Here is a 12,247-nt window from a genome sequence, read left to right on the forward strand (position 1 = left end):
CGGTTCAATAGGTGAAGTCCCTGGCGATGCGCCATCCCTGGGCCGTGCGGACCCAGAGCAGCGCGAATCCCCCCCGGAGGGTATCCGCCTCCCGGTGCAGCGTCCATGTGCCCGTGACCCAGGCATGATGGCCGCCAGCAGGGACCACCTCAGCGATGCCGAAGCCCAGGTCTCCCATGGAGGCCTTGTCCGGGTAAGCCCGGCGGTAGTCAGACGTCACCCGGTCCCTTCCGCAGGTAAGCCGTTTAGGGCTACGGAAGCAGACCGTATCGGAATAGGCCGCCATGAAGGCGTCAATGTCGCCCCGGTCCCATGCCGCCTCCTGCTCCACCATGGCCTGGCGTATGGCCTGTTCATCCGCGGCACCGTGCGGAGCGGAACAGGCTGCGATCAAGGGGAGCATCAACCAACGACGCATGGCAGCGAAGGAAACGAAAAAGGCCACCCGTAACGGTGGCCTTCGTAGCGCGGGGGAGACTTGAACTCCCGACCTCAGGATTATGAATCATGCGCTCTAACCAGCTGAGCTACCGCGCCATGCTCCCCAAAGGCTTCCGCCAAGGGGCGGCAAATATAATCATCTCCTAAAGGCATCGTGTCCATGGCCTGCTTGCAGAGGAAATCGATCTCTCTACCTTTAGCCGCAACCCTACCTCTCCCTTATTCCTCATGGCTCAGAAGAAGAAGACCGCCCCCAGGAAGCCGGTGCGCAAGCCGGCTCGGAACAAGAAGGCGGTTCCTGCGAAACCGAAAGCGAAGGCCGGTCCCCGCAGTGCATCGGCCAAGCCCAGACCCAAACCGGCATCCAAGAAGCCGAAACCCGTCGGGAAGGGCGGAGCCACGGTAAAGAAGCCAACCAAGGCCAAGCAGCCCCCCAAGGCTGCAGCGAAGAAACCGGTGCGCGCCGCGAACCCGGTTGCGAAGCGCGGGAGCGCGGCTCCTGCCAAACCGAAGCGCATGGCCCCAGCCAAGAAGAATGCGTCTGCTGCTGCGAAGGGGCGCACACCCTCGGCCAAAGCGCTGCCCCCCCCACCCCGTCCCACTGCCGCGGCTCAGCGACCCAAGGCCAAGCCGTCGCAGGCCGCGCCGGCACAGGCAGCCCCCAAACCGGCGGCAATCGCCCAGAAGCCTGCCCCTCCCCGCACTGGAGCACAGCCGAGGCCCGCAGAGCGCAGGGCGGCAAAGGAGCGCGTGGTGATGGAGTTCCAGGTGAACAGCGCACCGAACGTCCTCTACGAGCTCATCTCCACCCCCAGCGGATTCAGTGAATGGTACTGCGACGATGTCAACGTGCGCGGAGACCAATACGTCTTCATCTGGAACGGCGAGGAGGAGGCCGTCACGCTCATCGGCAGGAAAGCCCCTGAAGTGATCCGCTTCCATCGCAATGACGACGATGACCACGCGGCATTCTTCGAATTACGGATCCGGATCGATGCCATGACCAATGAAGTGGCGCTGATCGTCACGGACCATGCCTGGCCTAATGAGGTAGAGGCCACCCGCAACCTCTGGGCGTCGCAGATCGCCAATCTCGTGCGCGTCCTGGGCGCCTGAGGCGCCAGGCGACCGACCTTTGCCCGGTCGGCGAATGAAGAAGCTGCATGCGATGATCATCCGGGCCTTCCTGGGCCCGTTGGCGGTGACCTTCCTCATCGTGGTGTTCATCCTGGTGATGCAGTTCCTCTGGAAGTATGTGGATGACTTGATGGGCAAGGGGCTGGAGTGGCACGTGATGCTCGAGCTCCTCACCTATGCTGGCGCGAGCTTCGTGCCGCTGGCTCTCCCCCTCGCCATCCTGCTCTCCTCCCTGATGACCATGGGCGGGCTGGGCGAGAACTCGGAGCTGGTGCCCATGCGATCGGCGGGCCTCGGGCTCGGCCGCATCCTTCACCCTTTGATCGCCTTCACGGCGTTCCTCGCGATAGGCTCGCTCCTGTTCAGCAATCATGCGCTTCCCCGGGCCAACCTCAAGTTCCAATCGCTCCTCTGGGACCTGCGCGAGAAGAAGCCTGCGCTCAGCATCACCCCGGGCGTCTTCTACAACGGCATCGAGGGCTTCGCGATCCGTGTGATGGACAAGGACCCCGACACGGGCCGGCTTTCCGACGTGCTCATCTACGACCACCGGGACCAGCGTCGCGGCAATGGAACGGTGATCCGGGCTAGGCAGGGTACCATGCAGCGGAGCGCGGACGGCTTGTTCCTGCTGCTCACCCTGGAGGACGGCCGGTTCTACGACGAGGGCGGCCCGGGCGGTGAACGGGAGGGCTATCGTCCCATGATGCGTGGCACCTTCGCCAAGGATGTCATCACCATGGACCTGAGCGGCCTTGGGCTCCGCCGAACGGACGAGGACCTTTTCAAGGACAACTACAAGATGCTCGCGCTCGACCAGCTGCAGCAAGGGGAGGACAGCCTGCGTGTGCAGGCTGCGCTCCGGCGGAACGAGCAGCAGGCGCACTTGAGGAACAGCCTCTTCCTGCTTCGGGGCAGCCACCCGGCGCTCAAGCGCGACACCACCGCCTACGTGGGCATGACCCGGTGGATCGCCTCGCGGCCCCCTCCGGCGCGCCAAGAGCTCTTCGACCTGGCCATGAACATGGCGCGCAACAATGCCGGCTACTGCGAACGCAGCGCCGCGGAACTGGATGGCCGCCGGGAGCAGGTGGCCCGCTTCGCAGCGGAGTGGCACCGCAAGCCGATGCTCGCGGCCGCCTGCATGGTCTTCTTCCTGATCGGCGCACCGCTCGGCGCCATCATCCGGCGCGGCGGCATGGGGCTGCCCGTGGTGCTGGCCATCGTCTTCTTCCTCGTCTTCCACATCGTCTCCTTCGCTATGGAGAAGCTGGTCATCGCAGGCGGGATCACGGCATGGGCCGGCATGTGGATGGGCATCCTGGTGCTGCTGCCCGTCGGCCTCTTCATCACCTGGAAGGCTGCGATGGACAGCCCCCTCCTCGACCGTGATGCGTATTATCGCGGCTGGGAGCGCGTGCGCTCCATTTGGCGCCGACATGCGCATCCTCCAGCTGTGCAATAAGCCTCCATGGCCGCCCATCGATGGCGGTAGCAAGGCCATGCACAACCTCACGCGTGGGCTGCTTCGCGCGGGCCATGTGGTGAAGGTCTTGTGCATCACCACACCGAAGCACGGGCTTGACCCCTCGGAGGTCCCGGGCGACCTGGCCTCCGCAACACGGATGGAGGGCGTGTACGTGGATACGAGCCTGAATATCGTGGATGCCTTCACGGACCTGGTAACGGCCGACAACTACAACATCAGCCGCTTCTTCTCCCCGGACATGGACATCAGGCTTATCCGACTGCTCACCGAGGAGCAGTTCGACGTGGTGCAGTTGGAGAGCCTGTTCATGACACCGTACATCCCCACGCTGCGCCGCTACTCCAAGGCCCGCATCGTCCTGCGGTCGCACAACCTCGAGTACGTCATCCAGGACCGCATCGCGCAAGGCGAACGGAACCCCTTGAAGCGGCCCTACAGGAGGTTCCTCGCAAGGCAGCTGCAGCGCTACGAGATGGACGTGCTCGACCGGGTGGATGGCGTTGCAGCGATCAGCCCCAGCGATGCCGAGCACTTCGCTGCGCATGGCACGCACACGCCAATCGCGACCATACCCTTCGGCGTGGACCCGGAGGAGTACCCTGCGGACCCGCACCCGGAAGGCAAGCCGCCGGTCTTCTTCCACTTGGGCAGCATGGACTGGCTGCCGAATGAGGAGGGCATCCGGTGGCTCTTGGACTCGGTCTGGCCCAAGGTGCTTCGGAAGCGCCCGGATGCCCGGCTCGACCTCGCGGGGAACAGGATGCCCGCAGACCTTATCCAGCGCGAATTGCCCGGCGTTGAGGTGAAGGGACGCGTGAAGAACGCGGTGGCCTACATGCGGCGCCGGCAAGTAATGGTGGTGCCGCTTTTCAGCGCCGGCGGGATGCGGGTGAAGATCGTGGAGGGCATGGCCATGGGCAAGGCCGTCATCTCCACCCCCATCGGCGCGGAGGGCATCTCCTGCACCCATGGCAAGGACATCCTGCTGGCCAGTACGGCCACCGCCTTCGCGGACCAGATGATCGCCCTGCATGGAGACCCCGCCCAGGCATCGGCACTGGGTACTGCCGCGCGGCGGTTGATCGAACGTTCCTATTCGGACGCCCCTATCGTGCAGGAACTGGAGGCCTTCTACAAGCTCCTGCTGAAAGGATGAGGCTCCTTGTGCTCCTCTCCCGCGTGCCCTATCCCTTGGAGAAGGGGGACAAGCTCAGGGCCTATCACCTGATCGCCCGGCTCGCCCGGCGCCATGAGGTCCACCTCGTATGCCTCAGCGACATGCGGACGGTGCAGGCCCATATCGATCACCTGGCCGGAATCTGCGCCAGCATCGAGGTCATCCGCATCCCGCGCTGGCGGGTCGTGATGAAGCTCATCACCGCCGTGTTCACCCGCCTGCCGGTGCAGGTGGTGTACTTCTACCACCGTCATGCGCAGCGCCGGATCGACGAAGCCATCGACCGCATCCGGCCCGACCATGTGCTGTGCCAGCTGGTGCGCACCACCGAATACGTCCGCCGGCGCTATGGCCTGCACAAGACGCTCGATTACATGGACACGCTGAGCAAGGGAATGGAGCGGCGCACGGAAACGGCCCCCTTCTACCTGAAGCCCATCTTCAGGCTGGAGACCCGGCGCCTCATCCGCTACGAGAACCTCATGCTCGACCAGTTCGACAATGCCGTCATCATCAGCTCCCAGGACCGCGACTACATCTATCATCCGTTGCGGAACCGGATGGCGGTGGTCCCCAACGGGGTGGACACCGCCCATTTCATGCCCCAATCCGAAGCACCCCGGTACGACCTGCTATTCACGGGCAATATGAACTACCCGCCCAACATCGACAGTGTGCTCTACCTGGTGCACAAGGTGCTGCCGATCGTACGGCGCGAGCGCCCCGGAGCGACATTGCTGATCAGCGGCGTGGACCCCAGCGCCAGCGTGCGCGAGCTTGCCCGCACCGATCACCGCATCGCGGTCACCGGCTGGGTGAAGGATATCCGCAGCTCTTACGCCGCCGCGCGACTCTTCGTGGCGCCGATGCAGATCGGGACCGGCCTGCAGAACAAGTTGCTGGAGGCCATGGCCATGCGCGTTCCCTGCATCACCAGCGCCTTGGCGAACAACGCCGTTGGAGCGCCCGCCGGCGAGGCCATCCTCATCGGCGACACCCCTGAGGAGTACGCGGCGCTCATCCTACGGCTGCTCAGCGATGACCACGAGCGCGAGCGGATCGCGGCCAACGGATACGCCTTCGTGAGGGCCCATTTCGACTGGGACAGAAGCGCCGAGGCGCTCGATGCCCTTATCGCACGCACACCCTCGGCCCCTTAGCCCTGCGCAGCGCCCCTACCTTTGCGCCATCGGCCGCATCCGTGCCGGAAGCCCCCATGAGCCCCCAATTCGACTCCATCGAGGACGCCATCGCTGACCTCCGGGCCGGGAAGGCCATCATCGTGGTGGACGACGAAGACCGCGAGAACGAAGGCGACTTCGTAACCGCGGCCCGCAATGCCACCCCGGAGATGATCAACTTCATGGCTACCCATGGTCGCGGACTCATCTGCGCCCCGCTCACCGAGGAGCGGTGCGATGAACTGGGGCTCGAGCTGATGGTGCGGGACAACACGGCGCTTCACGAGACACCCTTCACAGTGAGCGTCGACCTGAAAGGGCATGGCACCACCACCGGCATCAGCGCCAGCGATCGCAGCAAGACTATGCTGGCGCTGATCGACCCCGCCATGAAGGCCGGTGACTTCGCCCGGCCCGGCCACATCTTCCCGCTCAAGGCACGGAAGGGCGGCGTGCTGCGGCGAACCGGCCATACGGAGGCCGCGGTAGACCTTGCCAGGCTGGCCGGGTTCGAGCCGGCGGGTCTGATCGTGGAAATCATGAATGAGGACGGCAGCATGGCCCGGCTGCCCGAGCTGCGCGAGATCGCGAAGCGCTTCAGCCTCAGGCTCATCAGCATCGAAGCCCTGGTGGCCTACCGCATGCGGACGGAGCGCTTGGTGGAACGGCAGGTGGATGTGAAGCTGCCCACCGCTTACGGCGACTTCGACCTGATCGCCTATCGGCAGACCACCACCGGGGAGGAGCACCTGGCCCTGGTGAAGGGCACTTGGGCCACCGGTGAACCGGTGCTTGTCCGCGTGCACAGCAGCTGCGTAACGGGCGACATCTTCGGGAGCTGCCGCTGCGACTGCGGACCGCAGCTGCACAAGGCCATGGAGATGATCGACGAGGCCGGCAAGGGCGTGATCGTGTACATGCAGCAGGAAGGGCGCGGCATCGGGCTGCTGAACAAGCTGAAGGCCTACAAGCTGCAGGAGCAGGGCGCCGACACCGTAGAGGCGAACCTGATGCTCGGTTTCGACATGGATGCACGGGATTACGGCGTGGGCGCCCAGATCCTCCACGACCTCGGCGTTCGCAAGATGCGGCTGCTCACCAACAATCCGAGGAAGCGCACCGGCCTGGTGGGATATGGACTCGAGATCGTCGAGAATGTTCCCATCGAGATCGCACCGAACGCCCACAACGAACGCTACCTGCGCACCAAGAAAGAGAAGCTGGGGCACAGCCTCAGGCTCGGCGGCCAACCATAGGCCCGCAGCGCCGGCAACGCATTCAGGGCCGCGCCGCCTTCCTGTTCCTGCGCCGGAACAGCTCGCCCAAGGTGTCGAAGTCGCGACGAAGCACAACTCCTGCGCCCTGCGTGGTGGGAGCCTGGTCCGCCTGGGTGAGATTACGGTCGTTCGTGATGCTGAAGGCCCGCATACGGAAGCGCCCTTCGCGCGTGATGAGGTACTCCAACTGGAAATCGCCGATGAGGGCGTTGGACGAGGCCGTGCTCCGGGCCCCGTAGTGAACGCCCACATTGGTGCTGAATAGCAGGCGCTCATTGAAGAACTGCTTGCTGAAGGCCACCTCCAGCTCGTCCTGGGTGATGTTGTCCCCTGGCCTGTAGTTGAAACCGAGGTCGAAGTCGTTGCTGAGGCCGCTGAGCCAGTTGCTCACCTGATTGCTCAGCAACTCGCTGGCCGTGGTGCCGGCGACATTGCCGGTGCCCGAACCGCCCAGCGAGGCGCTGGCTCCCGCATACACGGGAGGCTCCAGGAAACGATTGAGCACGATGAGGGCGAACACCTGCCGGCTCATCTCCTGATCGGTGCTGAGGATGCTCGCCACCTGGGCCTTCACGTTCTCATCGACTGAGCTGAGCCGCACATCGAACCCGATCTCCGGGTTCATCAGCTTCTCACGGAGGCGCATCACCACCTCTACCGGCACGCGCTGGCGGTAGGCCTCCGTGCGCTCCGCCGGGGGCACGATATCGTAGAGCGGCGCTTTCAGGCGATAAATGGCCTGGAGGTCGAGCTGGGCATCGAAAGGGTCGCCGTACCAGATGATGCGCCCCCCGGGCTGCACCTGGAAGCGCTTGTTCACCACATTCCTCAGCGTGAAGAGGTAGTCGCCCTCCACGAGTTCCACCTGCCCCGTCATGCTCAGGTCGCCCATGGGCGTAACCGCCATCTCGATGCTTCCCGTTCCGCGTCCGCTCATGATGTCGCCTACGGTGGGGTCGAAGATGAGCTCGAAGCGGGCGTCGGGGGTGACCGTGATGTCCATGTCGAGCGTGACGCCGCTCAGGTCAACGTCCTCCTCTGCGCCTGTGGTGTCCTGGGCATTGAAGCGGACGAAGGAGATCGGGGAGACCTCGGTGCTCCCTCCTACCGGCAGATGCACATCAGTGCCCGGCGCCGTGGTGGCCTGGACGCTCACGTCGAGCCGGCCCCGTGATCCGCTCACGCCGAAGTCGCCGGACCCATAGGCCTTCCCGTAATAGAGGCTGTTCATGGCCGGTGTGGTATTCAGGACCAGCGTACGGTCCAGCGTTCCCCAGATGTCATAGCTCCAGTCGCGCAGCCCGCGGTGGGCGATCGTGGCACCGATGCGCGCAGCATTGCCCTCCTCATCACGCATGACGGCGCGGTCGCAGGCGAACATCTCATCACCGATGTGCACCTGGGCATCGCCGGTGTAGCGCGTGTTGAGGTAGTCGATCCGCAGGCCGGCGCCAGCGAGGTCGATGGTGCCGACGAGCTCGGGGCCGGCCAGGGTGCCGGTCAGCGCCACCTGTCCCGAGGCGAGCCCATGCAGGTCGCTCAGGCCCTCTGGGAGATAGGGATTCGCCAGGCTGAGCTCGAACCGGTCTAGCAACAGGAGCAGGTCCAGCTCGCTGCCATCGCGCACGCCGATCCGGCCCGTGAAATCAAGCGCTTTGATCGGCCCGCGGTTGAGGGTGCCTGAAACATCGATGGCACCTTGACCTTCCAGCCATGCCAAGGCAAGCCCGATGTCGCCCACAGGCAGTCCGCTCACCGCCACGCTATCGGCTTGCGCTGTGCTCACCACATGGGGAGCGCCATACAGGTCGAACAAGCGGCCATCGGCGTTCAAGCGGCCGCTGATCGGCGGACCATCGAGAAGAGGAACGAAATTGGCGAGTTCCACCCCCGAGAGGCTGAAGGCCATGGCCTCCTGAGGGTCTCGTGCAATGGCCCCGTTGAAGGCGATCCGCTGATCGGCGTTGATGAGCTCGAGCCCGCTCACGCGAACCGTGGAGGAGTCGATCTCGAAGTGCGCGCGTGAAGGATTCGTCCAGGTGCCACGGCCGAAGAACAGCCGAGACGGGAGCAGTTCAAGGGTGATCGACCGCAGCCCGCGGACCTCACCGTACAAGTCAAGGTCGCCGTTGGTCCCGCCGCTGCTGCCATCCCATCCAAGGTTCAGCTCCAGTTCATCCTGATAAGCCTTGCCGGTGGCCCCCATGCCGGTGAACCAGAGGCTGTCGCCCACTTGCTGGCGGGCGCTCTCCACCGAAAAGGCCAGCAGGTCGAGGGTCTTCTCCGCGATGACCTCGACACTATCGAACCGGATGCCCTTGTAGTCGGCCCGGGGAATGCGCCCTGTGAGGTCAAGGTCGAAGGTGCGCGTGTCGAACGAGCCGGTGATGACTGAGCCGGGGGCAACCACGGCGCCCGGCAGGAAGAGCCGCAGCACGGGTTCGGTATCCCGCGTACGGACGGAGAACCTGAAGCGCTGCTCGTCCTGGTCGTACCGCACGGCATCGGAGAGCGAAGGGAACACGCTGTAGACCACATGGGCCAGTGCCGCCGGGAGCTTCGTCGGGAGGAAGGCCCCCGCCACCTCCGCCTCCGCGAAAGATGCATCGAGCAGCAACAGGTTCTCACCGGCCCTCCGCTCGCTGCGCAGGTGGATATCGCCCAGGGCATACTCATCCTCGCCTTGGCAGTAGGAAATGCCGAGGATATGGAGATCGCCGAGGAGGCTGTCCGGCGAGAGCCGGCCATGCACCGCTGCGTCCAGGCTCAGCGCATTGAATCCGGCTGCATCGGTGAAGCCGAGCGCCTCCAGATCCGCATGGTGCAGGCGTGCCGTGAAGTCCACCTGCGGCCACCGGCCGCGGAAATCCGCCAGCCCCTTGAAGTCGAGTTCGAGGCGCTCGTCTTCGGCGCGGAGCTCTCCGTTGAACAGGTTGCGCGCCAGATGCCCCTTGGCGGTGATGCCCCCGATGGTGCGGCCGTTGATGGTGAACATGGGGAAATCACCCTCTACGTCCAGTTCCATGGTCCTGATCGACCGACCATAGGCCTTGAGCCGGACATTGGCCGCCAGCGGGCCGATGGCGCTGGTGCCCAGCAAAGGGCCCAGCCTGAAGGCCTCGGTGGCGGCGCGGCCGTAGAGCACGGCCCGGTCACTTACGGTGTCCCGCTCATAGGTGATGTCGGTCCGGAGCGACCCGAGCGCGGTGCTTGCGCGCCCAGTGGCGGTGAAGGCCCGCAGGAAGCCCGTGAAGCGTCCTTTCAGGTCGATGTCGCCGAGCTGCGCCGCCTCATCGGGAAGGTGCAGCAGCCCGCCGCTGGTGAACGGGGGCACTGGCACGCGCGCCAGGTCCTCCCGTCGGACGTGCATATCGTCGATGTCGATGAGCATGAAGGTCTCCGCGATGGTGGGCAGGCCGCTTAGCTCCGCGCTGCCCGTGAACCAGGAGCCATCGCCGAATCCGATGCGCAGCCCGCGCCCCTTCAGGTCGTCGATGGTGCCGCGGACCTTTCCGCTCACCGTCAGGGGAAAGCGGATGCCCTCGAGATCCGGAGCGAACCAGGCGATATCCGCCATCTCCAAGCGGGAGCTGTCGAGGTCGACCCGCATGGCGACGTTTGAGGTGAATGCGCTGAAATCGGCCCACCCTTCGGATAGCATGCGCAATTGCCCCTTCAGGGCGGTCCCCGGGGTCCGGAGATCCATGCCTTCCACCACGATTCCATGGCGGCTCACGCGCGCCGCGCCGGCCAGGCCATCGATCCTCAGTCCGCTGCGCTCGGTGAAGGCCACACGCTCAAGGTCCGCCGCGATGGAATCCCCGATGACCTCAAGGCGCACTCCGGCGATCTCCGCATCAGGCACATCGATATGCTCGAAATCGACGCCGAACGGCGAGATCGCCGCATTCGCATCGTGGAAGCTGAAATGGAAGCCCTCGATGCGGAAGCGCGCGCAGCGGATGGTCCAATCGCCGCCGCCGGAGGTGGTATCGGCCGATGAGATCCGCTCGAGCAGGTTGGTCAGGTTGCTGTGCGCATCGCCCTCCGCGGTCGCCAGCCTGAACCGGGCTCCGGTGAGGCGGAGCGCGCTCACATCGACCGTCCGACGCTCGGTGCTGACGCGCAGTCCGCGTACGCTCAGCTCGGGCACGAGGAACAGCGTGTCGCCATGCAGGTCGCTCACGAAGACCTGCCGCAGGCGCACCGACCCGTCCGAACCGAGCGCCACTGCGCCGATGGAAATGGTCGCACCCGTGCGCTCGCTCAACTCACCGGCAAGCCATCGTGCCACTGCGCTCTGCACGGCAGGGATCACCATCAAACCGGCACCGACGATCAGCAGCAGCAGCGCGGAGAGCACCGCCCCACCGAACCAGCGGAAGAGCCGGTCGCGCCAGACCTGATATGTGCGCACACGCGCCAGCGGACGTAGCTTTGACTGCCCTTAGCCAACACCGGGCCGTATCCGCCAAAAGTAGCCCGGTCCAGCATGCGTGAAGGCAAGCCCCTCTTCATCCTCGGCATCGAGAGCAGCTGCGACGAGACAGCGGCGGCGGTCCTCGCCGATGGCCGTGTGCTGAGCAACGTCATTGCCGGCCAGGAGGCGCACCGGCAATGGGGCGGAGTGGTGCCCGAACTGGCCAGTCGGGCCCACCAGGAGAGCATCGTTCCGGTGGTGCATGAGGCGCTGCGCCAGGCCGGCATCGGCGTGGCCGACCTGGGGGCCGTGGCCGTCACGCAAGGCCCGGGGCTCATTGGCGCGCTGCTCGTGGGCTTCTGCTACGCCCGTTCCCTGAGTCAGGCCTTGGGCATACCGCTCATCCCGGTCGACCACCTCAGCGCCCATGCGCTTGCGCATTTCATTCAGGACGGCGCACCGCGTTCGGTGCCCCGGTTCCCGTTCCTCAACCTCACTGTGAGCGGCGGGCACACGCAATTGGCGGTGGTGCACGGGTACGACCGGATGGACATCATCGGCTCCACACGCGATGATGCGGCCGGAGAGGCCTTCGACAAGGGTGCAAAGGCGCTGGGACTCCCCTATCCCGGCGGTCCGCTCATCGACCTGCATGCCGCCTCCGGCGATCCAACCCGGTTTCCGCTCCCTGTACCGCAGGTGGCCGGACTCGATATGAGCTTCAGCGGCATCAAGACAGCCTTCGCGCAAACGGTCCGGGCCGGCATGGCAGGTGACCCTTCCTTCGTGGAGCGCGAGCTGCCGCACCTCTGCGCCTCGCTCCAGCGCTGCATCGTGGATGAACTGCTGAGGAAGCTGCGCATGGCCGCCCGTGCGCAGGGGCTTTTCGAGGTCGCCATCAGCGGCGGCGTGAGCGCGAACTCCGCCTTGCGGTCAGGGGCGAAGGCACTGGCAAATGCAGAGGGCTGGGCGCTGCACCTGCCCCCATTCGCCTATTGCACGGATAACGCCGCCATGGTGGCCATGGCGGGCCACTTCGGTCACCTTGCAGGCCGGCATGCACCGTTGAACGCCGTACCCTTCGCCCGGGGCTGAGCATCGGGCCTTCCGACACTGCTTATTTTC

General features: G+C 65.2%; 8 protein-coding genes and 1 tRNA gene. 6 read left to right on the plus strand and 3 right to left on the minus strand.

Features of this window, described 5'->3' with window-relative positions; genetic code table 11:
• Positions 1-4 precede the first annotated feature (4 nt).
• Both QY325_05180 and QY325_05185 read right to left on the minus strand, forming a co-directional pair.
• Complete coding sequence (locus QY325_05180) at positions 5-418, minus strand: DUF4440 domain-containing protein (GenBank protein ID WKZ67316.1); 414 nt, start codon at positions 416-418, stop codon at positions 5-7.
• 45 nt (positions 419-463) lie between these two features.
• Positions 464-537: transfer RNA gene (locus tag QY325_05185), tRNA-Met, on the minus strand.
• 420 nt (positions 538-957) lie between these two features.
• On the opposite strand from QY325_05185, the gene QY325_05190 reads away from it, so the two are divergent.
• From QY325_05190 to QY325_05210, 5 genes are read left to right on the plus strand one after another with little or no spacing between them, the layout of a single operon-like run.
• The gene (locus QY325_05190; GenBank protein ID WKZ67317.1) at positions 958-1,557 is read left to right on the plus strand and encodes an START-like domain-containing protein; all 600 of its coding nucleotides are present in this window, start codon (positions 958-960) and stop codon (positions 1,555-1,557) included.
• Between the two features lie 34 nt (positions 1,558-1,591).
• Positions 1,592-3,043 carry an LptF/LptG family permease gene (locus QY325_05195; protein WKZ67318.1) on the plus strand — a complete coding sequence of 484 codons (1,452 nt, stop codon included), beginning with the start codon at positions 1,592-1,594 and terminating at the stop codon, positions 3,041-3,043.
• Positions 3,018-4,223, plus strand: coding sequence for a glycosyltransferase family 4 protein (locus QY325_05200; protein ID WKZ67319.1), 1,206 nt, complete (start codon positions 3,018-3,020; stop codon positions 4,221-4,223). Before QY325_05195 ends, QY325_05200 begins: the two co-directional genes overlap by 26 nt.
• Complete coding sequence (locus QY325_05205; GenBank protein WKZ67320.1) at positions 4,220-5,404, plus strand: glycosyltransferase; 1,185 nt, start codon at positions 4,220-4,222, stop codon at positions 5,402-5,404. The genes QY325_05200 and QY325_05205 overlap by 4 nt, the downstream gene beginning before the upstream one ends.
• A 56-nt stretch (positions 5,405-5,460) precedes the next feature.
• Positions 5,461-6,681, plus strand: coding sequence for a bifunctional 3,4-dihydroxy-2-butanone-4-phosphate synthase/GTP cyclohydrolase II (locus QY325_05210; protein WKZ67321.1), 1,221 nt, complete (start codon positions 5,461-5,463; stop codon positions 6,679-6,681).
• 22 nt (positions 6,682-6,703) lie between these two features.
• Here QY325_05210 and QY325_05215 read toward each other — a convergent pair whose 3' ends face one another.
• Complete coding sequence (locus tag QY325_05215) at positions 6,704-11,119, minus strand: translocation/assembly module TamB domain-containing protein (GenBank protein WKZ67322.1); 4,416 nt, start codon at positions 11,117-11,119, stop codon at positions 6,704-6,706.
• Positions 11,120-11,194: 75 nt separating this feature from the next.
• Between QY325_05215 and tsaD the strand changes: the two genes are divergently transcribed.
• Entirely contained in the window at positions 11,195-12,217 is a 1,023-nt protein-coding gene (gene tsaD / locus QY325_05220) for a tRNA (adenosine(37)-N6)-threonylcarbamoyltransferase complex transferase subunit TsaD (protein ID WKZ67323.1), read from the plus strand.
• The last annotated feature ends 30 nt before the right edge of the window (positions 12,218-12,247 follow it).

This window comes from Flavobacteriales bacterium, assembly GCA_030584065.1.
Lineage (GTDB): Bacteria > Bacteroidota > Bacteroidia > Flavobacteriales_F > PHOS-HE28 > PHOS-HE28.